25 protein-coding genes are annotated in these 23,784 nt (G+C 65.5%); 13 read left to right on the forward strand and 12 right to left on the reverse strand.

Annotated features, from left to right (window positions below):
- Positions 1-144: 144 nt before the first annotated feature.
- The 9 genes from I6F31_RS18820 to gmk all read left to right on the forward strand — a co-directional run bounded on the left by I6F31_RS18820 (position 145) and on the right by gmk (position 8,781).
- Positions 145-849: a TetR/AcrR family transcriptional regulator C-terminal domain-containing protein gene (locus I6F31_RS18820; RefSeq protein ID WP_036000718.1), complete on the forward strand. Its 705-nt coding sequence runs from the start codon at positions 145-147 to the stop codon at positions 847-849.
- A gap of 3 nt (positions 850-852) precedes the next feature.
- Positions 853-1,878 (forward strand): fatty acid desaturase family protein, encoded by a 1,026-nt coding sequence (locus I6F31_RS18825; protein WP_036000715.1) that lies wholly within the window; start codon positions 853-855, stop codon positions 1,876-1,878.
- A gap of 188 nt (positions 1,879-2,066) precedes the next feature.
- Positions 2,067-3,026 (forward strand): ACP S-malonyltransferase, encoded by a 960-nt coding sequence (gene fabD, locus I6F31_RS18830; RefSeq protein WP_128261999.1) that lies wholly within the window; start codon positions 2,067-2,069, stop codon positions 3,024-3,026.
- 12 nt (positions 3,027-3,038) lie between these two features.
- Positions 3,039-3,776, forward strand: coding sequence for a 3-oxoacyl-[acyl-carrier-protein] reductase (gene fabG / locus I6F31_RS18835; protein ID WP_025035827.1), 738 nt, complete (start codon positions 3,039-3,041; stop codon positions 3,774-3,776).
- A gap of 312 nt (positions 3,777-4,088) precedes the next feature.
- The gene (locus I6F31_RS18840) at positions 4,089-4,328 is read left to right on the forward strand and encodes an acyl carrier protein (RefSeq protein ID WP_008551805.1); all 240 of its coding nucleotides are present in this window, start codon (positions 4,089-4,091) and stop codon (positions 4,326-4,328) included.
- 108 nt (positions 4,329-4,436) lie between these two features.
- Positions 4,437-5,702: a beta-ketoacyl-ACP synthase II gene (gene fabF / locus I6F31_RS18845; protein WP_109144009.1), complete on the forward strand. Its 1,266-nt coding sequence runs from the start codon at positions 4,437-4,439 to the stop codon at positions 5,700-5,702.
- Positions 5,703-5,829: 127 nt separating this feature from the next.
- Positions 5,830-7,113 (forward strand): endolytic transglycosylase MltG, encoded by a 1,284-nt coding sequence (mltG, locus tag I6F31_RS18850; protein ID WP_036000702.1) that lies wholly within the window; start codon positions 5,830-5,832, stop codon positions 7,111-7,113.
- Positions 7,114-7,230: 117 nt separating this feature from the next.
- Positions 7,231-8,118 carry a YicC/YloC family endoribonuclease gene (locus tag I6F31_RS18855; protein WP_036022708.1) on the forward strand — a complete coding sequence of 296 codons (888 nt, stop codon included), beginning with the start codon at positions 7,231-7,233 and terminating at the stop codon, positions 8,116-8,118.
- A gap of 3 nt (positions 8,119-8,121) precedes the next feature.
- Complete coding sequence (gmk, locus tag I6F31_RS18860) at positions 8,122-8,781, forward strand: guanylate kinase (protein WP_036000695.1); 660 nt, start codon at positions 8,122-8,124, stop codon at positions 8,779-8,781.
- Here gmk and I6F31_RS18865 read toward each other — a convergent pair.
- Entirely contained in the window at positions 8,714-9,937 is a 1,224-nt protein-coding gene (locus I6F31_RS18865; RefSeq protein ID WP_225185930.1) for a hypothetical protein, read from the reverse strand. The two genes, gmk and I6F31_RS18865, sit on opposite strands and share 68 nt — an antisense overlap.
- A gap of 247 nt (positions 9,938-10,184) precedes the next feature.
- Between I6F31_RS18865 and I6F31_RS18870 the strand changes: the two genes are divergently transcribed.
- The 3 genes from I6F31_RS18870 to I6F31_RS18880 all read left to right on the forward strand — a co-directional run bounded on the left by I6F31_RS18870 (position 10,185) and on the right by I6F31_RS18880 (position 11,711).
- Positions 10,185-10,502 carry a metalloregulator ArsR/SmtB family transcription factor gene (locus tag I6F31_RS18870; protein WP_036000689.1) on the forward strand — a complete coding sequence of 106 codons (318 nt, stop codon included), beginning with the start codon at positions 10,185-10,187 and terminating at the stop codon, positions 10,500-10,502.
- Positions 10,499-10,984, forward strand: coding sequence for an SRPBCC family protein (locus I6F31_RS18875; protein WP_036000685.1), 486 nt, complete (start codon positions 10,499-10,501; stop codon positions 10,982-10,984). The genes I6F31_RS18870 and I6F31_RS18875 overlap by 4 nt, the downstream gene beginning before the upstream one ends.
- A gap of 115 nt (positions 10,985-11,099) precedes the next feature.
- On the forward strand, positions 11,100-11,711 hold the full coding sequence (locus tag I6F31_RS18880; RefSeq protein WP_036000681.1) for a cupin: 612 nt from the start codon (positions 11,100-11,102) through the stop codon (positions 11,709-11,711).
- On the opposite strand, the gene I6F31_RS18885 is transcribed toward I6F31_RS18880, so the two are convergent.
- On the reverse strand, positions 11,699-12,400 hold the full coding sequence (locus tag I6F31_RS18885; protein ID WP_036000678.1) for a Crp/Fnr family transcriptional regulator: 702 nt from the start codon (positions 12,398-12,400) through the stop codon (positions 11,699-11,701). The two genes, I6F31_RS18880 and I6F31_RS18885, sit on opposite strands and share 13 nt — an antisense overlap.
- 17 nt (positions 12,401-12,417) lie before the next feature.
- Positions 12,418-12,657, reverse strand: a complete 240-nt coding sequence (locus I6F31_RS18890) for a hypothetical protein (RefSeq protein WP_036000675.1) — start codon at positions 12,655-12,657, stop codon at positions 12,418-12,420.
- 155 nt (positions 12,658-12,812) lie between these two features.
- On the opposite strand from I6F31_RS18890, the gene I6F31_RS18895 reads away from it, so the two are divergent.
- Positions 12,813-13,550: a Crp/Fnr family transcriptional regulator gene (locus I6F31_RS18895; RefSeq protein ID WP_036000673.1), complete on the forward strand. Its 738-nt coding sequence runs from the start codon at positions 12,813-12,815 to the stop codon at positions 13,548-13,550.
- Positions 13,551-13,560: 10 nt separating this feature from the next.
- Here the strand turns inward: I6F31_RS18895 and I6F31_RS18900 are convergent, their stop codons facing one another.
- From I6F31_RS18900 to lptF, 9 genes are all read right to left on the reverse strand, one after another.
- Positions 13,561-14,280 (reverse strand): Crp/Fnr family transcriptional regulator, encoded by a 720-nt coding sequence (locus I6F31_RS18900; RefSeq protein WP_225112265.1) that lies wholly within the window; start codon positions 14,278-14,280, stop codon positions 13,561-13,563.
- Between the two features lie 158 nt (positions 14,281-14,438).
- Positions 14,439-14,675, reverse strand: coding sequence for a hypothetical protein (locus tag I6F31_RS18905; RefSeq protein WP_036000665.1), 237 nt, complete (start codon positions 14,673-14,675; stop codon positions 14,439-14,441).
- Between the two features lie 74 nt (positions 14,676-14,749).
- The gene (locus I6F31_RS18910; protein ID WP_225185931.1) at positions 14,750-15,808 is read right to left on the reverse strand and encodes an alcohol dehydrogenase; all 1,059 of its coding nucleotides are present in this window, start codon (positions 15,806-15,808) and stop codon (positions 14,750-14,752) included.
- 23 nt (positions 15,809-15,831) lie between these two features.
- A complete protein-coding gene (rsmA, locus tag I6F31_RS18915; RefSeq protein WP_225146654.1) occupies positions 15,832-16,689 on the reverse strand; it encodes a 16S rRNA (adenine(1518)-N(6)/adenine(1519)-N(6))-dimethyltransferase RsmA in 858 nt (285 codons plus the stop codon).
- The gene (gene pdxA / locus I6F31_RS18920) at positions 16,689-17,756 is read right to left on the reverse strand and encodes a 4-hydroxythreonine-4-phosphate dehydrogenase PdxA (protein ID WP_225146655.1); all 1,068 of its coding nucleotides are present in this window, start codon (positions 17,754-17,756) and stop codon (positions 16,689-16,691) included. Before pdxA ends, rsmA begins: the two co-directional genes overlap by 1 nt.
- Positions 17,756-18,691, reverse strand: coding sequence for a SurA N-terminal domain-containing protein (locus tag I6F31_RS18925; RefSeq protein ID WP_036000650.1), 936 nt, complete (start codon positions 18,689-18,691; stop codon positions 17,756-17,758). Before I6F31_RS18925 ends, pdxA begins: the two co-directional genes overlap by 1 nt.
- 61 nt (positions 18,692-18,752) lie before the next feature.
- Positions 18,753-21,170 (reverse strand): LPS-assembly protein LptD, encoded by a 2,418-nt coding sequence (locus I6F31_RS18930; protein ID WP_225146656.1) that lies wholly within the window; start codon positions 21,168-21,170, stop codon positions 18,753-18,755.
- 71 nt (positions 21,171-21,241) lie between these two features.
- Entirely contained in the window at positions 21,242-22,339 is a 1,098-nt protein-coding gene (gene lptG, locus I6F31_RS18935; protein WP_225140269.1) for an LPS export ABC transporter permease LptG, read from the reverse strand.
- Positions 22,336-23,502, reverse strand: a complete 1,167-nt coding sequence (lptF, locus tag I6F31_RS18940) for an LPS export ABC transporter permease LptF (protein ID WP_036000642.1) — start codon at positions 23,500-23,502, stop codon at positions 22,336-22,338. Before lptF ends, lptG begins: the two co-directional genes overlap by 4 nt.
- Positions 23,503-23,784: the final 282 nt, after the last annotated feature.

Here is a 23,784-nt window from a genome sequence, read left to right on the forward strand (position 1 = left end):
TTTTGGCCGGCTTTGCAAGGCGGAGGGGCATTTTCAAGCCGAGGCGGTCCGCCCCAACTGGAAAGAAACCCATCCTTCAATACCAAGATTCGGCTTGATCTATTTGTTTGTATAACATACAAATAAATCAGCGAAGAGGATCCCATGGCAGAAGCGTCGGCCGATGCGCCGCTCGAAGCGGCAGGCGACCCCAAGCACGCCGCGCGCGCGACGCGCTCGGCCGGCCGCAAGATGCGGTCACTGCTCCTGGATGCTGCGAGCCCGCTGTTTCGGGAGCGGGGGCTGTCAGGCACGTCGATTACCGACATCGCGGCCGCCGCGGACGCGTTCCCGAGCCAGATCACCTATTACTTCCGCACCAAGGAGGCGCTGTTTGTCGAATGCGCCTGCCGCGATCTGTTGTATCTGGCGCGGGCCACCGAGCAGGCGGCGCTGAAGGCGCGGACTCCCGGGGAATACACCCACGCGCTGGCCGAGACCGTGACGGCGAGCGATTCGGTCGCCTTCTTCGCCGAGGCGCTGACGCTGACGCGGCGTCGCCAGGATCTCGCGCCGCTGGTGGAGCGCACCATCGAGCGCCTGCACAGCGAGGGTACGCGCGCTTATGCGGGGCAGGTCGCGCGGCACGGCTGGCGCTCGCTGCGCGCGCCCGACGAAAGCTCGCGGCGGTTCTGGGCCGTCGCCATCGGCGTCATTCTCGAGGGCTACGCGATGGGCCGCTCGCCCGAGGCGCTCTGCGCCGAGATGCTGCGCGTGCTGGGCGAGCAGGCGAAATCCACTGAAGACACCGCCCGCCTGCGTCTCGTCGAGGCGCGCGAGGCATCCGACAATTCCAATGGAAAGGGTTAGGCCATGACCGCGCTTCGCATGCGTGCCCGCGATTTCCTGACCGACGATCAATTGGCCGAGGTGCGCCAGCGCGCGACGTGGAAAGGCGCTGCGCTGATCGCGCACGCCTGGACGCTGATCATTGCGGCCATCGCGCTGGTCGCGTGGTGGCCCAATCCGCTCACCTATATCTTCGCCGTCGCCATCATCGGCTCGCGCCAGCTCGGCCTTGCGATCCTGATGCATGACGGCGCACATGGTTGCCTGTCCGCCGACGAGAAAACCAATCTGACGCTGAGCCAGTGGTTCTGCGCCTATCCGCTGTTTGCGGAGACGCGCAGCTACCGGCGCTATCACCTTCAGCACCATGCGCGCACCCAGCAGGAGGACGACCCCGACCTCGTGCTGTCGGCGCCGTTTCCGATCACCAAGTTGAGCTATCGCCGCAAGTTCATCCGCGACATCACCGGGCAGACCGGCTACCAGCAGCGCAAGGCGCAGTTGCTCAACGCGCTCGGGCCAAAGGACTGGTCATGGCGGCAACGTGCAGCGCATTTCTGGGAGACGCTCGGCCCGCAATGTGTGGTCAACGGGATCATGTTTGCCGCGCTCGCCGCGGCCGGCGTGTGGTGGGCCTATCCGCTGCTCTGGCTGGTGCCGCTCTTGACGTGGATGATGGTCATCACCCGCATCCGCAATATCGCCGAGCACGCCGTCGTCCCCGATAGCAGCGACCCCTTGCGCAACACGCGCACGACGCATGCCAATTTTCTCGAGCGCCTGTTCATCGCGCCGTATTACGTGAACTATCACCTCGAGCATCATCTGTTGTTCTACGTGCCCTGCTACAATCTGCCGAAGGTGCACCGGCTGCTGAGTGCGAGCCGGTACGCCGATCGCATGGAAGTGCAGCCGAACTACGCTTCGGTGCTGCGGCTGGCCACGGCAAAGCCGAACCGCGAGGATCGGCCGGGGCAACTGGTGAACAGTGCGCGCCGAGCGCGGGCAGGAGCGGACGTCGATGCCAACCAGACCGCCGGCGGGTTTTGAGGGGCTTATTCCCCGTTGAATGCTGCTCCAAGTTCCCGTCTCGGCTTGACAGTGCGGCCCCGGACGGTGTCTACGGCCCCCTTTGGAGCATGATCCGGAACCATGGCCCAAGGAACCACGGCCTAAGGCCGGGCGTAAATCGGCTGCCGGTTCAGAACAGGGATCATGCCTGACAGCAGGGAGCGCCGATGACGGCTGCATTCACATTTCCTGGGCAGGGTTCCCAGGCTGTCGGCATGGGCAAGGCCCTGGCCGACGCCTTTCCGGTGGCGCGCGCCGTATTCGACGAGGTCGATGCCGCGCTCGGGGAGAAGCTGACCGGCATCATCTGGGAAGGTCCGGCCGAAACTCTCCAGCTCACCGAGAACGCCCAGCCGGCGCTGATGGCCGTGTCTATCGCGACCTTGCGCGTGCTCGAGGCCGAGGCTGGTTTTTCCGTGGGACGAGACGCGGCCTTCGTCGCCGGCCACTCGCTCGGTGAATATTCGGCGCTCGCGGCGGCCGGCAGCCTGACGGTTTCGGATACCGCGCGTCTGCTTCGCACCCGCGGTCTCGCAATGCAAAAGGCGGTCCCGGTCGGCGCCGGCGCGATGGCCGCGCTGCTCGGTCTCGACTACGAGGCCGCCATGGAGGTCGCGGGCGAGGCGGCGCAGGGGCAGGTCTGCCAGGCCGCCAACGACAATGGCGGCGGCCAGGTCGTCGTCTCCGGCGACAAGGCTGCGGTCGATCGCGCCGTCGAGATCGCCAAGGCCAAGGGCGCCAAGCGCGCGATGCTGCTGCCGGTGTCCGCCCCGTTCCATTGCAAGTTGATGCAGCCGGCTGCGGATGCCATGGCGGAAGCGCTGTCGAAGGTCACGATCAAGGCGCCGGCCGCCCCGCTGGTGTCGAACGTGCTGGCGAGCGCCATCACCGATCCCGACGAGATCCGCCGCCGCCTGGTCGAGCAGGTCACCGGCACGGTGCGCTGGCGCGAGTCGGTGGCTTACATGGCCGGGCAGGGCGTCACCCGCTTCTTCGAGATCGGCGCCGGCAAGGTGCTGACCGGTCTCGTCAAGCGTATCGCGGACGGTGCCGTCGGCATTGCGGTCGGCGGCCCGAACGATATTGCCGCCGCCAAGGATGCATTGGCCGCTGCGAAGCAGGCTTAAAGGAGTCCATCAATGTTCGATCTGACTGGCCGAAAGGCGCTCGTCACCGGCGCGACCGGCGGCATTGGCGGCGCGATCGCGCAGGCGCTGCACGCGCAGGGCGCCACCGTCGCCATTTCAGGGACGCGCAAGGAGGTGCTGGACGAGCTTGCCGGCAAGCTCGGCGAGCGCGCCCACGTGCTGCCCTGCAATCTCTCCAAGGCCGATGAGGTCGAGGCGCTGGTGCCCGCTGCGGAAGCGGCGATGGGCCAGGTCGACATTCTCATCGCCAATGCCGGCATCACGCGCGACAATCTCTTCGTGCAGCTTCGCGACGAGGATTGGGACGAGGTTATCAACGTCAATCTGACCGCGACCTTCCGCCTGGCGCGCGCCGCGACCAAGCTGATGATGCGCAAGCGCTTCGGCCGCATCGTCGCCATCACCTCGGTGGTCGGCGTCACCGGCAATCCCGGGCAGGGCAATTATACGGCGTCGAAAGCCGGCCTGATCGGCATGATCAAGACGTTAGGGGCCGAATACGCCAAGCGTGGCGTGACCGCGAACTGCATCGCGCCGGGCTTCATCAAGACGCCGATGACCGATGCGCTCAACGACAAGCAGCGCGAAACGATTCTCACCAAGGTTCCGGCCGCCCGCCTGGGGACGCCCGAGGACATCGCAGCGGCCGCTGTCTATCTGAGCTCGAACGAAGCAGCCTACGTCACCGGGCAGACCATCCACGTCAACGGCGGCATGGCCATGATCTGACGTCTCGTGCCGCGTCGCCTGTCACGGCGGTGCGGCATGCGGCAAACGGCCGTTTCCGGAGCGAAATGAGGCTTGTAGTCAAGGCAATTGAAGTATGATAACCGGACCTCCAACGGATGGGCAAAGAACGCCATTGCAGGTTTTTGAAACCCTGTATATTGGCGATGCGGAGCCTTTGGCCGTCGTTCGCCGGGGCCTCCATCGGTTAGGATGGGCCAAATCAAAGTTCGTAAGCGAAGGCAGTCAAACGACCACGACGGCTCGTATCGTCCCGGGGGGTCGGGTCTACAGGGAACAACACGAGGTTAAGCAATGAGTGACATTGGCGAGCGGGTTAAGAAGATCGTGGTCGAACACCTTGGTGTTGAACCCGAGAAGGTTGTCGACAACGCGAGCTTCATCGACGACCTCGGCGCCGACAGTCTGGATACCGTCGAGCTGGTGATGGCGTTCGAAGAGGAATTCGGTTGCGAGATTCCGGACGACGCTGCGGAAACGATTCTCACCGTCGGCGACGCTACGAAGTTTCTCGAGAAGAACGCGAAGAGCTAAGGCTCTTCAATTTCGCGGGGACAACATTGAAACCGGACGGGCCGCTTCGCAGCGGTCAGCCGGTTTCTTGTTATTGGCCGTGAATCTTTCGATGCGGAGTTTTCGGATATGAGGCGGGTTGTCGTCACGGGTCTCGGCATGGTCTCGCCACTCGGCTGTGGCGTCGAGCCGACCTGGAAGCGCATCCTCAACGGCGAAAGCGGTGCGCGCAGGATCGAGAGCTTCGATGTCTCCGATCTGCAGACCAAGATCGCCTGCACGGTCGTGCGCGGCGACGGCTCGAACGACAGCTTCAATCCGGACAAGTGGATGGAGCCGAAGGACCAGCGCAAGGTCGACGACTTCATCATCTTCGGCATGGCCGCGGCCGGCCAGGCGCTCGACGACGCCAACTGGCATCCCGAGACCGAAGAGGACAAATGCGCGACCGGCACCATGATCGGCTCCGGCATCGGCGGCCTCAACGGCATCGCCGATACCGCGATCCTGCTGAAGGAGCGCGGGCCGCGCCGGGTGTCGCCGTTCTTCATTCCCGGCCGCTTGATCAATCTCGCCTCCGGCTACGTCTCGATCGCGCACGGGCTGAAGGGGCCGAACCATTCGGTGGTCACGGCATGCTCGACCGGCGCGCATGCGGTTGGCGATGCCGCCCGCCTGATCGCGCTGGGCGATGCCGACGTGATGGTCGCGGGCGGCGCCGAGTCGCCGATCAGCCGCATCGGCATTGCCGGCTTCAACGCCGCGCGCGCGCTGTCGACCGGTTTCAACGAGACTCCCGAAAAGGCCTCGCGTCCCTACGATAAAGACCGCGACGGCTTCGTGATGGGCGAGGGCGCCGGCGTCCTCGTGCTGGAGGAACTGGAGCACGCCAGGCGGCGCGGCGCGAAGATCTATGCCGAGGTGATCGGCTATGGTCTGTCGGGTGATGCCTATCACATCACGTCGCCGTCGCCCGACGGCGATGGCGGCTTCCGCAGCATGTCGGCCGCGCTCAAGCGTGCCGGGCTGACGCCGTCCGATCTCGATTACATCAACGCGCACGGGACCTCGACGCCGCTCGGCGACGAGATCGAGCTCGGCGCGGTCGAGCGTCTGCTCGGCAACGCCGCCTCCAAGGTCGCGATGTCCTCGACCAAGTCGTCGACCGGCCATCTGCTCGGCGCGGCCGGTGCGATCGAAGCGATTTTCGCGATTCTGGCGATTCGCGATAATGTCGTGCCGCCGACGATCAATCTCGACAATCCGTCGGTCGAGACCGCGATCGATCTCGTGCCGCACAAGTCGAAGCAGCGTGAGGTCAACGTCGCGTTGTCGAACTCTTTTGGTTTTGGCGGTACCAATGCGTCGGTGATCGTCCGGCGCCTAGTCAGTTAGTTTGTGTTTGAGACGAATCCACCGTTTTGCCGTATTCGGCGATAGTCATGGACGTGGGCGCGTGCGTTTTTGGCAGGGCAAGCGATTGTCGGGCCGCTATTGAACCGGCAGGATTCAGGTTGTTTCGATGAGTGAAAGGCCGCCCATTTCACCCCGGAGTCCGCGGGCCGCGCTCGAGCCCGAGCAACTTCCGCCGCCGCCCAAGCGGTCGGACCGCGCGCGCAATCCGTTCGTCGTCGTCGGCAACGCCATCATCACCCTTCTGCTGATCGCCATGCTCGGCGCCGGCGGCGTCTATTATTACGGCCGCCAGGTGCTCGAGGCGCCCGGACCGCTGAAGGAGGACAAGATCGTCAACATCCCGCAGCGTGCGGGCAAGCGCGACATCGCCGAGACGCTGAACCGGGAAGGCGTGACCGACGTCAATCCCTGGGTGTTCATCGCCAGCGTCGCCGCGTTGAAGGCGAGCTCGGACCTCAAGCCGGGTGAGTATTCCTTCCAGAAGAACGCCTCGCTGCGCGACGTCATCGGCACCATCGTCGAGGGCAAGGTGGTGCAGCACGCCGTGACGATTCCCGAAGGCCTGACCTCCGAGCAGATCGTGGCGCGGCTGTCCGACAACGACATCTTCACCGGCAGCGTGCGCGAGCTGCCGCGCGAAGGCACGCTGCTCCCGGAGACCTACAAATTCCCGCGCGGCACCCCGCGCGAGCAGGTGGTCCAGCGCATGCAGCAGGCGCACAAGCGTGTGCTGTCGGAGATCTGGGAACGCCGCAATCAGGACATTCCAGTCAAGACGCCGGAGCAGCTGGTCACGCTGGCGTCCATCATCGAGAAGGAAACCGGCAAGGCGGACGAGCGCAGCCGTGTCGCCGCGGTGTTCGTCAACCGGCTGAAGCAGCGGATCAAGCTGCAGTCCGATCCGACCATCATCTACGGCCTCGTCGGCGGCAAGGGAACGCTGGGCCGGCCGATCAAACGCAGCGAGATCACGCAGCCCTCGCCCTACAACACCTATGTGATCGACGGCCTGCCGCCGGGCCCGATCTCCAATCCGGGCCGCGCCTCGCTCGAAGCTGCCGCCAACCCGGCCCGTACCCGCGACCTCTATTTCGTCGCCGACGGCACCGGCGGGCATGCCTTCACCGAAACCTACGACGCGCACCAGAAGAACGTCGCCAAGCTCCGCGCGATGGAGAAGCAGATCCAGAACGACACGGTCGAGCCGCCCGAGGACGCGCAGCCGCCGGCCGTTGCCGCGCCTGGCGCTGCCGACGCGCCGACCGCGGCCACGCCGGCACGGCCCAATCAGCAGAAGAGGCCGCCGGCAGCACGCCCGGCTGCTCCAGCCAATCCCCCACCGGCCCGGCAGGGCGCGGTGCAGGGCTCGCCGCCGGTGGTTCAGCGCTGAGCCTTGCGCGCAGACCGGCTTGCGGACATTGCCGATTCCACTTTCCGGCAAAATAGTCTTAAGATTCGCGTGGCTTGATAGCCTCGCGAATCCCGTGTTCCTGGAGAATTTGAACTGATGGCGCTGTCGTCCATGACCGGCTTTGCGAGATGCCACGGCGCAAGCGGGCCGTATACGTTCGAATGGGAGTTGAAGTCGGTCAATGCCAAGGGCTTCGACTTGCGCGTGCGGCTGCCGCAGGGGTTTGATGAGCTCGAGGCCCATGCCAAGAAGCGCGCCGGCGAGCTGCTCTCGCGCGGCACCGTCTATGCCAATCTCACCGTCAAGCGCACCAATGCCGCCGCCACCGTCCGCATCAACGAGGACGTGCTCAACGCGGTGCTGAAGGCCGCCGCGCTGATCTCGGGGAAGGTCGACGCGGTGGCGCCGAGCATCGACGGCCTGCTCGCCATCAAGGGCGTCGTCGAGGTCGCCGAGCCCGAGGGCGACGAGGAGGAGGACAAGGCAGCGCGCACTGCTGCCGCCGAGGCCTTCGACAAGGCGCTCGACGAGCTCGTTGCGATGCGCAAGCGCGAGGGCACTTCGCTTGGGCAGATCCTGACCCAGCGCGTCGACGAGATCGAGCAGCTGGCGAAGAGAGCGGAGGCCGCGCCCGGCCGCAAGCCGGAGGCGATCAAGGCGAAGCTCGCTGAGCAGATCGCAGCGCTGCTCGACACCTCCGACCGTTTCGACTCCGACCGCCTGATGCAGGAGGCGATCCTGATCGCGACCAAGGCCGACATCCGCGAGGAGCTCGACCGCATCGCCTCCCACATCACGCAGGCGCGCGAGCTGATCGGCAAGGGCGGCCCGATCGGGCGCAAGCTGGATTTCCTTGCGCAGGAGTTTCACCGCGAGGTCAACACCTGCTGCTCGAAGTCGAACGACATCGAGTTGACCAACACGGGCCTCGCCATGAAGAACGTGGTCGAGCAGTTCCGCGAGCAGGTGCAGAATCTGGAGTGATCGATGACGACGGGCGGTCACGGAACTGACGGTGTCGAGCGGCGCGGATTGATGTTCGTGCTGTCCTCGCCATCAGGCGCGGGCAAGACGACGCTGTCGCGCATGCTGATCGACCGGATGCCGGGCTTGAAAATGTCGGTATCTGCGACCACGCGCGCGATGCGGCCGGGCGAGGTCAACGGCAAGGACTATACGTTTGTCGATAAGGCGACGTTCGATGCCATGGTGAAGGCCGACGAACTGCTGGAATGGGCGACGGTGTTCGACAACAGCTATGGTACGCCGCGCGGCCCCGTGGATGCGGCGTTGTCGGCCGGCCAGGATGTGCTGTTCGACATCGACTGGCAGGGCACCCAGCAATTGAAACAGAAGGCGCGCGCCGATGTCGTCAGCGTCTTCATCCTGCCGCCCTCGGCCGCCGACCTCGAGAAGCGCCTGCATTCGCGCGCGCAGGATTCCGACGAGGTGATCCGCAAGCGCATGAGCCGCGCCAGCGACGAGATGAGTCACTGGGCCGAGTACGACTACATCGTGATCAACCACGCGGTCGACGAAGCCTTCGCCGAGGTGCAGTCGATCCTGAAGGCCGAGCGTCTCAAGCGCGAGCGGCGGATTGGCCTCGTAGGCTTCGTGCGAAGTTTGCAAGGTCAGCTTCAAGGTTAGGCCGCGACAGGCGCGGCCCTTCCTTCGCCAGCTGCTCCAGCATCGTCGTGATCGCGTCGACATCGACGGCATCGGTATCCCGACCTGCCGGCGCGTCATCGCGATCCGCCTCAATTTCGTTGGCGGCAAGCTTGGGTGCAGCAGCCCGATCGAACAACTTGATCTCGACCTTGTCGCTTCTGGACTCGACCGGTTTTGCGGCCGGAGCGGCGGCACGTTGCCTGCGTGCGTCGATCAGCTCGATCTCGCGGCCGATCGCGGCGAGTTTCGTCGCCTGTCTTGTCGGTTGCGGACGTGCCGCATCGAAGTCGATCGGGCGGGGCGGCTGGGCGGCGGCCGGCGGTGAATCGCGCCAGGGCGCGTGGCTTCCGTCATGGTCCTGCGGCGCCCAATCGTCCCAATGCCCGCGGCGGTCGGCGGCCCTGGCGCGGACCCGTCCGCCGGCGAAGCGGTAGATGACGCTGGCGAGGATGCCGGCGAGCGCCAGCGCACCGCCGATCACGAGCATCAGCATCTGCAGCGAACCGCCGGACTTGTCAGTCGTGCCATCGGCCGCGGGCGGGAGCGGAGCAGGGGATTTTGACAGCTTCGCGTTTGGCTGCGCGGCTGCTGCAACCGTGGTTTCCGCCGGCTGATGCGCTGGCGCGGTGGACGCTGTGGAAGCCTCGGGCCAGCGCGCGGTCACGGCCGGCTGCTGCGCGTTGGTTTCGGCGACGCTGCTCGGCGGCTGCGGCGCGACCGCGGGTGCATTCGCTGCAGCCGGCGCGGGCGCGGCCATGTTCGGCGTGCCCGCTGCGGCACTCGTCTGCGGCGCGATATATTCCGCGCGCGCGTTCTGCACGGCCTGCGGCGGTGCTGCATCCGGCTCGGATGTATCGGTCGTCGCCTGCGCGGTCTGTGCGGCTTTGCCGCCTGCGGCGCGCAGATACCAGCACTTGCGCTTCGTCGTGCGATCGAGGCGGTAGTACCAGTGCTGGCCCTGCGGCGTGGCATCCTTCGGCGAAGCCAGGCAGTCGGGCGCCGCGGCGGCCGTGCTCGATGGCGTCGGCGCGTTCTGCGATACCGCGGCCAATGGCGCGCCCGCGAGGATGCTGGCGACGAGGGTCGAAATGAACTTTGCGGCGCGGTTGCCCATCCTGGTCTCCCGGTTACGCATGACGCAACTCTCAACGAGCCCCTTCTCGTCAAAGACTTGGGTGGCAATGAGCCGCAAATCCGGAGAGGATGTGGCTTGAATCGGGCCTGCGCGACGTTCGTTCCGCCCCCGGATGAGACTCTCCCAACGTCACGATCAGAGTTCCACGCCACGACCTGAGCCGGTTGACACGATCATAAGTCAGTACTAATCATTAGTAGTAACTTATGACAGGTCGAACAAGCGTGGCATGGGGCGGGGAGTGTCTATGGCTAAGGACAGCGCACAACTGGCCGCACTCGGCGATCCCACCCGCAGGCGGATCTTCGAGCTTGTCGGTGCACGGCCACGCACGGTCGCCGAGATCACGCGACAGCTGCCCGTGTCCCAGTCGGCCGTCTCACAGCATCTCAAGGTGCTGCGCGAATCCCGCTTGGTTCGTGCAGAGCCGAAGGGCGCCAGCAACGTCTATTACGTCGATCCGGCGGGACTCGGCCAGATGCGAGCCTGGCTCGACCGGTTCTGGAGCGACACGTTGGCCGCTTACAAACTAGCCGTCGAAAAACCATCGGAGGGATCCAGATGAACACACGTGTATCGATTGCGCCCGTCAAACATTCCATCGTCGTCGAGGCGCCGATCGAGCGCGCGTTCAAGGTCTTCACCGAAGACTTCGGCAGCTTCAAGCCGCGCGAGCACAATCTGCTCGCCGTTCCCATCGCAGAGACCGTATTCGAACCTCGGGTGGGCGGAAGCATTTATGATCGGGGGATCGACGGCAGCGAATGCCGCTGGGCGCGCGTGTTGGCGTTCGAACCACCCAATCGAGTCCTCTTGAGCTGGGACATCAGCCCGCGCTGGCAAATCGAGACCGATCCCGCCAAGACGAGTGAATGGGAGGTCCGGTTCATTGCGGAGACACCAAGCCGGACCCGCTTGGAGCTGGAGCACCGTCACCTCGATCGGCATGGCGAGGGCTGGGAAGGCGTCCGCAGCGGCGTTGACAGCGATCAGGGTTGGCCGCTCTATCTGCGGCAGTTTGCCGAACTGATTGCCGCCAAGCGTTGACGCGCTTCCTTCCGACGCCGCGTCATGACGAGGAGAGGCCCTGTCGGGCCTTGCTCCGATCGGGCCCGGAAACTTCTCACCTCCGCAGCCGTTATTTCGCGGCTGAGGAGACGTCATGCCGGTCAAGGATCAGATCAAGAACTTCGCCAAGAAGCTGGTAGAGGAGCAGCCCGATGCAGCGACGCTGCGGGGGCTGGTACGGGCCCGCAAGCCCACGGCCATGCACTTTCGCGATGACGGCATCGTGCCGAACCATCCGCGCTTCCCGGCGCTGCTATATCGCGGCGCGGTGAAGCTGAACGGTCGGCGCTTTCCGCCCGAGGTCGTCATCGACACGCTGTTCGACACCAATGGCTGGGGCCGGTCGTGGCGCGACACCGTGTACGACTTCGTCCACTATCATTCGCAGATCCATGAAGTGATGGGCGTGGCGCGCGGCACGGCGAGGATCGAGTGCGGCGGGATCAAGGGCCGCATCCTGAAACTGAAAGCCGGGGACGTGCTGGTCCTGCCCGCGGGCACCGGCCACCGGCTGATCGAATCCAGCCGGGACTTTATGGTCGTCGGCGCCTACCCGCAGGACGGCACCTATGACGAGTGCACCGACACACGCCAGCGTCCCGACGCGGTCAAGCGCATCGCCAAGGTCCGCAAGCCGAAGACGGATCCCGTGCTGGGGAGCGGCGGACCGCTGCTCGCCGCGTGGCGGTCCGCTCAGCTTAGATAATCAGGCGAGAAATCCGCAAGTCTGCGCAGCTCGTCGGGCTGGAGCAGTTCGATCTCGCTGCCGTCCCAGGCGATCAACCCGCGATGCCTCAGCTCCTGGATGGTGCGGTTGACGTGGACGATCGACAGTCCGCAGGCGTCCGCGACGTGACGCTGCGTCATCGGCATCTGGAAGCAGTTGCGCTTGACGAGGCCGACGATCTCCAGCCTTGCCGCGAGCTCGCAGATGAGGTGCGCGACCTTGGGCAGCGCCGCCTGCGCGCCGAGGCGGGCGATCCATTGCCGCGAGATGGCCGCGTCGATCAGCGTCTCGCGCCAGAAGGCGCGGGTCAGGTGGATCGAGCTGTCGAGCAGCTGGCGGAGCTGGCTGTGGGCGACGGTGCCGACGATGGTCGGGCCGAGCCCCACGAGATCCGCGTCCATCGGCGAGACCAGCAGCGTGTGCAGGCATGGCATGTCGCCGGGAACATGGAAGGCGAGGGTCTGGCTGCGATCGCCGACGATGCGCGACTGGTAGAGGAAGCCGCTGACGACGAAGACGCAGCGGCTCGCGGCCTCGCCTTGGCGCAGCACGATCTCGCCATCCGCGACCTGGCGCAGCGTGGACGGCAAGCCCGCGATCTGGCGGCGCTCGTCCTCGGACAGGCCTTCGATCGTCTGCAGACGGACGATGAATTTCGGATGTGGCATGGGCCTCGCGTGCAGCTTCAGCCGTCCCGCGGCACGGACGCCTCGGCCAGGCGACGCGACAGTTTCGCAAGCGTCCAGTCGGAAACCGGCACGGAGCGGAACTCGCGGATGGCGCGAGCGAGCTCCTGATCCGACATCGGCCGGACCGGCTCCCTCAGCGTTCCCTTCAGCAAGGCGTCGCTGATGCTGTCCAGATGCTCGCCGGCATCGGATGCGAACAGGCGCCGGATGCGCTCCAGGAGAGTGGTGCTTTTCATGTTAAGGCCGGCTGGTCCGAATGGGGGGAATGGGGTGGCTGCGATCGATGCGTCGCAAGCCGGTTAGCAACCTGTGCTTCCGATCTGCGTTCTAGTCCGCTGAACGCAAGCCGGACGTATCATTTGATAGAACCGGCGCGATTTTTGGCGGCTCCATGGAAAAGGCTCACGACGTGCTGATACGGAACCTCGGCGAGCACACCGCGCTCGCAGAGGAGGATATTGGCGAGATTCGCGCGTTGACCTTCATGCTGCGCGATTTCGCAACCAATGAGGATTTCATCCGTCAAGGCGATGAGCCCGAGCATTCCGCTTTGGTCGTCTCCGGCATGGTTGCCCGCTATCACCTGCTCGGCAGCGGGCGGCGGCAATATCTGGCGTTCCATCTCACCGGCGATCTTCCGGATGCGCAGGGGTTGTTCATCGACCAGATGGATCACGGGCTCAGTGCGCTCGGGCCGGCGTCGGTGGCGTTCATCCCGCACCGCGAACTGTTCATCGCGTTCCGGCGGCGGCCGACCTTCGCCCTCGCGGTCTGGCGCGAGACGCTGCTCGATGCCGCGATCTTTCGCGAGGCCATCACCAACAACAGCGCCCGGCCGATGCAGACGCGCATGGCGCACTTGTTTTGCGAGCTGTTCTACCGCGCCCGCGCTGCGCAGCTGGTGCGCGGCAATCGTTGCCGCATGCCGATCAGTCTCACGCAACTCGGCGAGACGCTCGGCATGGCGATCGCGACGGTGAACCGGACGCTCGCCGATCTCAGGCGCAGCGGCGCGATGGATCTTCGTGATGGCGAGCTGGTCGTGCTGAAATGGCGCGAGCTGCAGCGGCTCGGCGATTTCAGTCCGACCTATCTGCATCTGAAGCGGCAGTCGCCGCCGCATGCGTGAGGCGGAGGCATCAACCCTCCGCGGGTGCCGCTCCACCGCGCACCTCGTGGAAATGCTTCTTCACCCAATCGTTACAGCAGCAGGCTCTCGCTTCGAGCGCTGCTGCGTCGAGGATCAGGATGGCGCCGCGGCGGGTCGCGAGGATGCGCCGCGCCTTGAACATCTGGATGACGCGGCTGGCATAGCTGCGGGAGACGCCCAGCATGCCGGCGAGCTGCTCGTGGGTGAGAGGAATCTCGGCTCCGCCGATATGTTCCTGCGCGGACATGATCCACTTGGCGGCCCGCTGCTCGATCGAATGCGCAGCGTTGCAAGCCGCAGTCTGCAAGAGCTGCGCGAACTGGCAGTCGGCATAGCGCGCGAAGGCCTCCTGGAGCGTCGCCGATCTCTGCTGCGCCTGCTCGAGCGCGCGCAACGGCAGCCGCACCAGGGTGCCGCCAAACTTCACGACCATGCGCGAATAGGCGAGCGAAGGGCTGGGGCCGGCGGCGATGCCGACCGCGCCCTCGCGCCCCACCAGCAGGCTTTCGACCTCGCGATCGTCCTCGACCGGCACGGCGAACGACACCAGCGCGGGACCGCATGGAAAATGGACCGCGGCGACGTCGTCGCCGGCATGATGCAGGACGTAGCTCGCCTCGACGTCGATCGGCTGGAGGTGAGGCGCGAGCAGTTCGAAATCCTGATGATTGAGCTGGCGGAGCAGATCGTTCTGGGGCCGACCGGTCACATTGTGTTCTCTTGGGCGGGCCGGGAATCGGCGCCAGCGGCAAACCTACGTTTCCGCGGCGGAACCGACGGTTCCAAAGTGCACACAACGGACGTTCGAACGTTGAAAACCAGAGCACGGCGTCGCGGCTTCAGCGGGCTGGACGGCAGCGAGGATCGTCAGCCGCAGCGGACTTCGCGATCCCCCGTCAGTCGGCCCTGTGACGCAGCGGCGCGGTAAGCGTCGATCGCCCGGTTGGCGAGCATCAATTGCCGGCGCTCACCGGTTCGAAGCTGGGCCTCGATGGCGTCGAGCAGGAAGTTCGCGCTCGCGTCCGGCGGCCCGAGCTCGCCGCTCTTCTCCAGGCAGCTCCAGGCGATGAAGAATGCGCTTTCGACGGTGCAACGGATCGACATGCGCAGCCAACGCGGCGCGGCCGCAGGCGTTCCGTGCGGCGGGCGAGACTTGCGTCGGACCCGCCGCGCCGCGGTCAGTTCTTCAGGACGATGCGGCCGACGACCTTGCCGGCACGCAATTCGTCGATCCATTTCTGCACGTCGCCCATCGGCTCCTCGCGCATCGGCGTCGGCTTGATCTTGCCGGCGCGGGCGAGCGCCATCAGCTCGTGAGCCTCCGCGAGCGTGCCGACCATGAAACCTTCGATGGTCATGCGCTTGTAGACCCATTGCACCATCGGCAGCGTGAACTGGCCGCCCATCAGGCCGGAGACCACGATCTTGCCGCCGCGCGCGGCAACGGCGACGGCAAAGGCCATCGACTTCTCGTTGCCGGCGAAATCGACGATCTCGTCGAAGCCGCCCTCGGTCTCCTTCAGGATGCGCTTGATCACGTCGGGCTCGGCCGGATCATAGGCCGCCGCCGCACCGTTCTTGAGGGCGGTCTCGCGCGCGGCCGGCGAGAGGTCGGCGACCGTGATTGGCTGCTTGAACATCGCCTGCGCGAACGACAGGCCCATCATGCCGACGCCGCCGAGGCCGATCAGCAACAGATTGCGCTGGCGCGGACGGTCGACCAGGCGCTTGAGCGCGCCATAGGCGGTGACGCCGGAGCACATCAGGGTGGCGGCCTGGTTGACGGGCAGGGGATCGTAGTCGAGCAGATATTTGGCGTCGGGGACCAGAACGTGGGTGGCGAAGCCGCCGTCGATGGAAACGCCGAGGAAGCGTTGCTTCACACAAAGATTCTCGTCGCCATTGGCGCAGTCGCGGCACTGGCCGCAGCCGATCCACGGAAACACCGCCTTCTTGGCGCCGACGAGGCTGGCCGGAACATCGGGGCCGACCTCGTCGACGACGCCCGCGATCTCGTGGCCGAGCGTGAAGGGCAGCGTCATGCCGCGCGTGGTGTCGAGCTTCTTGCCGCCGCCGAGATCGGCATAGCCGTCCTGGATGTGGAGATCGGAATGGCAGAGACCGCAGCGCTCGATGCGGACCAGGACCTCACGGCCTTGCGGCTTGGGCGTCTCGACGATGGTCTCGCACAGCGGCGCATCGAACTTGACCAGGGACTGCCGACGCATCAAGGCCATTTTCTTTCCTCCGGAATTCTTGGTTACTCGGTTTCGCTGCGTATATCCGCCAATTCACGCGCCATGGCAACAAAGCCCGAAACTGGAATGGTCTCGGCGCGCCGTGTCGCGTCGACGCCGGCGGCTCGTGCAAGCCATGCGGGGTCGACATTCAGTGATTTCAAGCTTTGCCGCAGCATTTTCCGGCGCTGGCCGAAGGCGGCGGCGGCGACCTGCTCGAGCATCCTGCGATCGCAGGCAAGCGGCTCTGCGCGCGGCTTGAGGCGCACGACCGAGGAGGTGACCTTCGGCGGCGGCACGAAGGCGGATGGCGCAATGTCGAACAGGATCTTGGTCTCGCAGCGCCAATTGGCGAGCACGCCGAGCCGGCCATAGGCCTCCTCGTCCTCGCGCGCGACGATGCGCTCGCCGACCTCGCGCTGGAACATCAGCACCATCATCTCGTACCAGGGCGGCCAGGGCTCGGTAATGAGCCAGTTGATGAGAAGCTGGGTCGCAATGTTGTAGGGCAAGTTGGCGACGATCTTGGCGCGTTCGCCCGCGAGCAGCGGGCGTGGATCGAAGGTCATGGCATCGCCATGCACGATCTCGAGTCTGCCCGGGTAGCGCGCGGAAATATCCTGCAAGGCGGGGATCGCGCGCTCGTCGTGCTCGATGGCGATGACGCGGCGGGCGCCGAGCGCGAGCAGCGCCCGCGTCAGCCCGCCCGGGCCGGGGCCAATCTCGACGATGGTGGAATCCTCGAGCGGTGCGGCCGCACGCGCGATGCGCGCGGTGAGATTGAGGTCCAGCAGGAAGTTCTGGCCGAGCGATTTGCGCGCCGACAGCGCGTGCTGGCGAATGACCTCGCGCAGCGGCGGGAGGTCGTCGATCGCGCTCATCAGCTTGTCGCAGCCGCCATGCGGCTGGCGAGCCGCAGCGCGGCGATCAGGCTCGCCGGATTGGCCTTGCCCGTGCCGGCGATGTCGAAGGCGGTGCCGTGATCGGGCGATGTGCGGATGAAGGGCAGTCCGAGCGTGACGTTGACGGCGTCATCGAAGGCGACGGTCTTGATCGGGATCAGCGCCTGGTCGTGATACATGCAGACCGCGCAATCATAGGTCCGTCGCGCCGCCTCGTGGAACATGGTGTCGGCGGGCAGCGGCCCTCTGGCCTCGATGCCGTCGTTGCGCAGCGCTTTCAGCGCCGGGACGATGACGGTCTGCTCCTCGTGGCCGAGCGAGCCGTCCTCGCCGGCATGGGGATTGAGACCGGAGACCGCGATGCGCGGCCTTGCGATGCCGAAGCGGGACTTCAGCTCGGTGGCGACGATGCGGACGGTCGAGACGATCAGCTCGCTGGTGAGCTCGCCCAGCGCATCGCGCAGCGAGACGTGGATGGTCACGGGCACGACGGCGAGCTGGGGCGACCACAGCATCATCACCGGCTGCGGCACGCGGCCGTTCTCCGCGGCGAGCTCGGCGAGGAATTCGGTATGGCCGGGATGACGGAAGCCGGCGCGGTAGAGCACGCTCTTGGCGATCGGGTTGGTGACGACGGCGCCGGCACGGCCCGCGCGCACGTCGAGGACCGCCTGCCGGATCGAGGCGAGCGCGGCCGGCGCGCTGGATGAATCGGGCTTGCCGGGCTCGGCGGTGGCGCGCTCGCCGGTCGCGACCACGGGCAGGGCGTCCGTGAACGCGGAACCCGCTTCACTGGGGCCCACCGCGGCGATCCTGATATCGGCGCCGAGCGCCTTGGCGCGGCGCGCGATCAGGGCCTCGTCGCCGAGCAGATAGAAGGCGGGCAGGTTCAGCTCGCCCCGCCTGAGCCAGGCCGCGATCGTGATGTCGGGGCCGATGCCGGCGGGCTCTCCCAGGGTGAGGGCAAGGGGCTTGGCTGCATGGGGCTTGGTTGCAAGAGGCTTGGCTGCGGACTCGGTTGAGGGCTCTGAGAAGGGCTTGGCCATCAGCGGTTGCGATATTCGATCATCGCCGCCTTGCGCAGCTCGTCGAGATAGGCCTTCTGCGTCTTCTCGTACTTCTCCTGATACATCTTCTCGCGGACCTCACGCTTCTTCGGCGTGTCGATCATGGTCGGCTTGCGCGAGCACAGCACCACCATCTCGATGCCGTTCTTGGTCATCTCGGGCGCGGTCAGGCGGCCGATCGGGGTGTCATCGAGCACCTTGCGCAGCGGCTCCGGCAGCTCCGCGGTGGTCTTGGTGACGGTGTCGCGGATGGTCGCGTTCGGTGTCGAGCGGAACAGCGAATTGGCCTCCTCGCAGCTCCCGACGCGGGCGCGATAGGACTCGGCTTCTTTCTTCCGGGTTTCCAGGAACGCCGCCGACGAGCCGCGCGGCACGATCAGCACGATCGGCTGCATCTTGTACTCGGTGCCCTCGATCTGAAGCTTTTCGCCGGTCTGCGCCTGCACGGCCTGCGCGACGTCGCGCTCGCCGACCAGCAGCTTCTCCTTGAAGCGACCGCGCACGAGGCTGCCCCAGACCATCTCGGCCCTCATGCGGCTCTTCAGCGTCTCCGGGCGGACGCCCTTGGATTCGAGCGACTTGGTGAGCTGATCCGGCGTGATGCGCATGCGCTGCGCCATGCCGTCATAGGACTGGTTGATGTCGGAGACGCTGGGATCGACGCCGTATTTCTTGCCTTCCTTGATCTTGACCTTGTCGTCGATCAGCACGTTGATGACCTCCTGCCGGCTGGGGGTCTTCTGTGTCGACAGCTGGTCGAGCTTGATGCGCTGCTCGATGTCGAAATCGGTGATGGGATCGCCGTTGACCATCACGGCGATGTTCTGCGCGCGCGACGGCGAGGGCAGGGCGGCCAAGATCAGCCCGGCACCGATGGCGAGAAGGAGGCGGAAGACAGGCAATGGCGTCGTCATGATGTCGCTCGCATGTCGGCCGCGTCGAGATAGGGCAAACGCGGCCGGCACTTCAAACCATTTACTGGAGGCCGGCGGAACTGCTGGACGTCGTTGAGTTCGCCAGCGTGCGCAGGCCGATTTGGAACATGAACGCGTGGCTCAGCGTGGGCGGTGCGGTGCCCGCCGAATAGCTATACGAAGTTACGTAATTCGCCGCCAGCACGAAGCAATCGTCGACATAGCCGGCACCGAGCACATATTGGTTGATCTTGTTGGTCTCGAGGTCCCAGCGCGCCGAGCCCGACACCACCCAGTTGGTCGCGACCTTCAGCGAGCCCGTCGTCAGGATGCCTTCGCGGCGGGTCAGATAGCCCAGCTCCGGCTGCTCTGCGTAATTGCCGTACAACACGCTGACCGACCAGCGATTGAAGTTGGCGCGGCCTTCCGCCTCGAAGCGCTGCACGTTCCAGGTCTGCTCGTCCATGCGGGAGCGGACGCTGAACGTGTAGGTGCTGTTCGGCGAGTAGTTGGCGCTCGCAACGTAATCCGACCGCGGCTTGTCGAGGCCGGAGTTGAGGCCGGTATTGATGGCATCCTGCACCGTGAAGGAGTTCAGGCCGAACAGGTGGTAGGACTGGCCGAACAGCACCTTAACGGCGCCGCCCCTGTCGAACTGCGTGGTGGACTGCACGCCGACATTGGCGCGGCCGCCGCCCTCGACGCGGTCGTAGCCGGAGAACTTGTCGACGCTGAACAGGTTCGAGGCGTCGAACACCAGGCTCTGGGCGTCCTCGTTCGGCAGCCTGCCGGCATAGGTCTCGTTCGGCCGGATGATGATCTGCGCGATCGGCTCGAGGGTGGTCGAGCCCCAGGGCTGAACGTTGATGAAGGGATAGCGGTACTCCAGGCCCAGGGTCGGCATCAGGCGGAACGCCTCGGTGTCGCCGACGGGCAGGTAGTTCGACACGCCGGGCTGGTTGGAGACCGAGGACCTGATCGCGTCGGCACGCAGGCTCGCGAACGGCGTCCAGATCTGGCCGAACGGGTCGGTGAAGGACTTGCGCCACTGCGCTTCCGCGGTGAGGCGGGTGTAGGTGCCGGGGAAGCCGCGCAGCAGGCACTGCGAGGGCATCCGCGCCAGCGGATCGGCCGATGCCGTGGTGCACAGGCTGTTGGTGTTGGCGAGCGTCGTGATCGGGTCGAACACCGCATCGTCGCGCGACAGGTTCACGAAATTGGTCTTGTAGCTGACCTCGCCGCCGAAGACGGGATAGTTGAGCACGTTGGAATAGTCGATCACCGGGTAGACGATCGGCACCTGGCTCTGGTTGCCCGAATAGCTCAGCCAGTACATCGTGCGCGCATCGAAGAAGCTGCGGTTGCCGACGCCGGTCAGATAGAGCTGCGACAGCGCTTCCGTCGGCAGCAACAGGAACGAGCCGAGCGGATCGCGGTACTGATAGAGCCGGTAGTCCGAGAAGAAGTAGTAGTCGGACATCAGCACGCCGTCCCAGCCCCAGACCCATTTGTCGTTGAGGGCGAACTGACCCTTGGTGTCGATGGCGCCGCGGAACTCGCGGTCGCCGGGCAGCCCGGCGAATGCTCCGGGATCGAGCTGGTAGATGCCGTAGGCACGGATCTGGTAGGCGCCGTCGATCAGGCGCTGGCGGAATTCGCCCTGCAGCAGCGCGCCTTGCCGCGACAAGAAGCGCGGGGTGATGGTTGCGTCCATGTCGGGCGCGATCGCCCAGTAATAGGGGACCTCGACGCCATAGCCCGTTCTGTCCGTGCCCGAAATATAGCCCGGCATCAGGAAGCCGGATTTACGCTTCACGGTCGGGTCGGGCGTCGAGAAATAGGGCATGTAGGCGAGCGGCACGCCGAAGAACTCGATCTGTGCCGTCTCGAAGTACAGCATCTTCTCCTGCTGGTCGTGGATGATGCGGGCACCCTTGACCTGCCACAGCGGCGGCTTCTTCGGATCGTCCTTACACGGCGCGCAGGCCGTGTAGACGCCATTCTCGAACACCGTGTAATTGCCGCTGGAGCGGTCGGCGCGGCTCGCGGCCATGCGGGTCTGGTCCGCCGTGTCCACGCGCAGCGAATCGACGAAACCGTCGCGGTAATCGTCGGAGAGATCCAGGATCTCGGCATAGGTGATCTTGCCGTCGGCATCCGTCATGCGGATGTTGCCCTCGGCATGCAGCCGCTTGGTCTTCTGGTCGTAGATGACCCGGTCGGCCTCGACGCTGGTGCCGTTGTAGAACAGCTGCACGTTACCGACCGCGGAGACGCGCGAGTTGTTGTAGTCGTAGTTCACCTCGGTGGCCTGAACCAGCATCTGGTTGTCGTTGGGGGCCTTTGGCGGCTTCGCACGCGGCGGCAGCGGATTGTAGGTGAAGCTCTGGGCCTTCGCCGGCGCCACGGCGGCAGCGTCGATCAAGCCGCCGAGCGAGGCAGCCGCGACGGCGGCAATCAGGAGCCTGCGGACGGACAAGTCGCGCCCGTTCGCGCGCACCCATGTGCGCCGCGTCAAACGAGACACGTGCCCTCGGCGGACGGCAGTCACTATCCGTCCTCCTGATAGAGCAAGGCCAAAAAGCCGGTGAGGCCGCCCACCACAACGGGCAACCACGCCGCAGCGATCGGATGCATCAACTCAGCCTTGCTCAAGTCCTCAGTTACTTTCGACAGAACGTAGAGCAGAAAGCCTGCGCCCACGCCACTCAAAACCATCTTCTGCACGCCGCCCATCCGGAAGAAGCGCAACGACACGGAGGCCGCGAGCATCACCATGGCTGCGAGCAAAAACGGCTGTGCCAGAAGCTTCTGATACTGGAGTCGGTATCCCGCTGTCGCGAAGCCCGAGCTTTCGGAGGAGCGGATGTAGCTCGGTAGTTGCCAAAAGGACACAGTCTCGGGGGTGGAAAAGCTGTTGCGGACCTGCGCCTCGGTCAGCGTGGTCGGAATTTCCAGGGTGGCCTGGTCGATGGGCGGTCCGTCCAGCGAGAAGCGGCGGACGCCCTTGAACAGCCAGCGGCCGGCATCCAGCGTCGCCTCGCGCGCCTCGACCCGCTCCTTGAAGTGCTGGTCCTGGTCGAACCGGAACAGCGTCAGCCCGGTCAGCCGGATGCCCTGCTGCTCGCTGCGCGCCGCATTGATGATGGTCTGCCCGTCGCTGGTCATCTGGTTGAGCCAGAAGCCGGAGGCGTCCTGGATGCCGCCGCCGGGTGCCGAGCCGAACAGCTCGGCTTCCATGCGCTTGGACAGCTCGCGCAAATTGGCCGACATCGGGTTGTAGGCGACGGTGGCGATCACCCCGATCAGAAGCGCGCTGCCGAGCGCGGGCGCAATGAACTGCCAGGCGGAGATGCCCGCGGCGCGCGCCACCACGAGCTCGAGCCGGCGGGAGAGGGCAAGATAGCAGGTCATGGCGCCGATCAGCATGCAGAACGGCGTCAGCTTCTCCAGGAGCTGCGGCACCCGGAACAGCGAGGTCTCGGCCACCATGATCGCGGAGGCGGATGCAAGGCCCGAGGTCTTGCGCACCATCTCGATGTAGTCGACCAGCACGAGCAGCAGGAAAATGCCGCCGAAGACGCCGAGCGCCGCGACCACGAAGCGGCCGGCGAAATAGCGCCCCAGTGTGTTGGTGAGCATGCTCATGCGGTGGCCGGACGTCCGAACAGCCGCGCGATCCGTGCATTCGACCGGTTGATGGCCTCCATCAGGCCGGGAGGCGGCTCGACCACGACACCGCGGATGATCATCCACAGCCCGACGCCGATGGCGCCGAAAACCATCGCATATTGAGCCAGCACCGCGCCCGGCGACTTCACCGCCATCACCGAGCAGGCGAAACCGGCCATGCGCAGGCCGAACACCGCCACGATCGAGGAGGCGATGGAGAAGTTGCGGCTCTGGCGAGTGGTGCGCGGCGCTCCGAGAAAGGCAAAGGTCAGCACCGCAAAGGCGAACGGATACATCGGCGCGAGTAGGCTGTCATGCAAGGCCGCGCGGAACTGCCCTGGAATCTGCTTGTAGACGGGATCGTTGTCGGATGGCGAGAACAGCTCCCAGAGATAGCGCTCGCGGATGCCGAGGGTGACGTCGCGGCCCTTGGCGAATTTCGACATGTCGAAGCCGTAGCGGCCGAAGGCCACGAGCGCCGGATCGCGCTTGCCCGCCTCGAAGCGCTGGAGATTGCCGGTTTCCAGCACCAGGAACGAGCCGGTCTCGTTCTTCACGACCTCGCCGTGCTCGGCGACGATCGAGACGCGCTCGTTCGGATCGCGGCGGTCGTCGATGAAGATGCCGGCGAGGATGCCGCCCGGTTGGCGTTCGCGAATCCGGATCGTGAGGTTCTCGTCGAGCCGGGCGAAGCGGCCGGGCTGCAGGATGTTGGTGAGCACGTCCGCGGTGATCTCGGCATCCCACTGCTTGATGCGCCGCATCCCGTCTGGGGCGAGATAGGCCGCGATGAAGGCGACCAGCAGCGCCACCACGCAGGTGGCATAGAAGAACGGAACGAACAGCCGGATCGGCGAGAAGCCGGCGGCATTCATCACGATGATCTCGGAATCGGTCGCGAGCTTGTTCAGTGTGTGCGAGATCGCGATCATCAGCGCGATCGGCGAGATGATCAGGACCAGGGCCGGGATCACGAGGCTGGTGATGCCGAGGAAGGTGAGGATGGTCTGACCCTGGCTCGTCATCAGGTCGATGCCGCGCAACGCCTGCGTAATCCAGATCACGCCGGTGAGGCTGACCAGGACCAGCGCAAACGACGCCAGCGTCGTGCGGAAGATATACCTATCGATCGATCCCATGCGCTACCGCACGAATTCCCACCAAGCCCCAATTCCGATCGGAATTCCGGCTGCCCAACCAATCCCCGATCAGGGGATCCCCAAGGTCGGCCAACAGCTCTTCCGCCAGTTCATCCTCTCACTACCATCCCTTTGATCCGTCAACAAAATGGCTGCCCCGTGGCACCCTCATCATATGGTTAATATTTCGCTGTTGTGGCGTGGGGGCCACGGCGGAGCTTGGCATCTGCCGGGCGGGTGGCCCATAGTGGGGGACGCCTCAGTGAATCGCCGTTCAGCTCC

This window comes from Bradyrhizobium sp. NBAIM01, assembly GCF_020194115.1.
Classification (GTDB): Bacteria; Pseudomonadota; Alphaproteobacteria; order Rhizobiales; family Xanthobacteraceae; genus Bradyrhizobium; species Bradyrhizobium yuanmingense.

What these genes read in the sequence shown, in the direction of transcription:
- I6F31_RS18820 (WP_036000718.1), top strand. Translation starts at nt 145, where the DNA reads ATGGCAGAAGCGTCGGCCGATGCGCCGCTCGAAGCGGCAGGCGACCCC.
- I6F31_RS18825 (WP_036000715.1), top strand. Translation starts at nt 853, where the DNA reads ATGACCGCGCTTCGCATGCGTGCCCGCGATTTCCTGACCGACGATCAA.
- fabD (WP_128261999.1), top strand. Translation starts at nt 2,067, where the DNA reads ATGACGGCTGCATTCACATTTCCTGGGCAGGGTTCCCAGGCTGTCGGC.
- fabG (WP_025035827.1), top strand. Translation starts at nt 3,039, where the DNA reads ATGTTCGATCTGACTGGCCGAAAGGCGCTCGTCACCGGCGCGACCGGC.
- I6F31_RS18840 (WP_008551805.1), top strand. Translation starts at nt 4,089, where the DNA reads ATGAGTGACATTGGCGAGCGGGTTAAGAAGATCGTGGTCGAACACCTT.
- fabF (WP_109144009.1), top strand. Translation starts at nt 4,437, where the DNA reads ATGAGGCGGGTTGTCGTCACGGGTCTCGGCATGGTCTCGCCACTCGGC.
- mltG (WP_036000702.1), top strand. Translation starts at nt 5,830, where the DNA reads ATGAGTGAAAGGCCGCCCATTTCACCCCGGAGTCCGCGGGCCGCGCTC.
- I6F31_RS18855 (WP_036022708.1), top strand. Translation starts at nt 7,231, where the DNA reads ATGGCGCTGTCGTCCATGACCGGCTTTGCGAGATGCCACGGCGCAAGC.
- gmk (WP_036000695.1), top strand. Translation starts at nt 8,122, where the DNA reads ATGACGACGGGCGGTCACGGAACTGACGGTGTCGAGCGGCGCGGATTG.
- I6F31_RS18865 (WP_225185930.1), bottom strand. Translation starts at nt 9,937, where the DNA reads ATGCGTAACCGGGAGACCAGGATGGGCAACCGCGCCGCAAAGTTCATT.
- I6F31_RS18870 (WP_036000689.1), top strand. Translation starts at nt 10,185, where the DNA reads ATGGCTAAGGACAGCGCACAACTGGCCGCACTCGGCGATCCCACCCGC.
- I6F31_RS18875 (WP_036000685.1), top strand. Translation starts at nt 10,499, where the DNA reads ATGAACACACGTGTATCGATTGCGCCCGTCAAACATTCCATCGTCGTC.
- I6F31_RS18880 (WP_036000681.1), top strand. Translation starts at nt 11,100, where the DNA reads ATGCCGGTCAAGGATCAGATCAAGAACTTCGCCAAGAAGCTGGTAGAG.
- I6F31_RS18885 (WP_036000678.1), bottom strand. Translation starts at nt 12,400, where the DNA reads ATGCCACATCCGAAATTCATCGTCCGTCTGCAGACGATCGAAGGCCTG.
- I6F31_RS18890 (WP_036000675.1), bottom strand. Translation starts at nt 12,657, where the DNA reads ATGAAAAGCACCACTCTCCTGGAGCGCATCCGGCGCCTGTTCGCATCC.
- I6F31_RS18895 (WP_036000673.1), top strand. Translation starts at nt 12,813, where the DNA reads ATGGAAAAGGCTCACGACGTGCTGATACGGAACCTCGGCGAGCACACC.
- I6F31_RS18905 (WP_036000665.1), bottom strand. Translation starts at nt 14,675, where the DNA reads ATGTCGATCCGTTGCACCGTCGAAAGCGCATTCTTCATCGCCTGGAGC.
- I6F31_RS18910 (WP_225185931.1), bottom strand. Translation starts at nt 15,808, where the DNA reads ATGGCCTTGATGCGTCGGCAGTCCCTGGTCAAGTTCGATGCGCCGCTG.
- rsmA (WP_225146654.1), bottom strand. Translation starts at nt 16,689, where the DNA reads ATGAGCGCGATCGACGACCTCCCGCCGCTGCGCGAGGTCATTCGCCAG.
- pdxA (WP_225146655.1), bottom strand. Translation starts at nt 17,756, where the DNA reads ATGGCCAAGCCCTTCTCAGAGCCCTCAACCGAGTCCGCAGCCAAGCCT.
- I6F31_RS18925 (WP_036000650.1), bottom strand. Translation starts at nt 18,691, where the DNA reads ATGACGACGCCATTGCCTGTCTTCCGCCTCCTTCTCGCCATCGGTGCC.
- lptG (WP_225140269.1), bottom strand. Translation starts at nt 22,339, where the DNA reads ATGAGCATGCTCACCAACACACTGGGGCGCTATTTCGCCGGCCGCTTC.
- lptF (WP_036000642.1), bottom strand. Translation starts at nt 23,502, where the DNA reads ATGGGATCGATCGATAGGTATATCTTCCGCACGACGCTGGCGTCGTTT.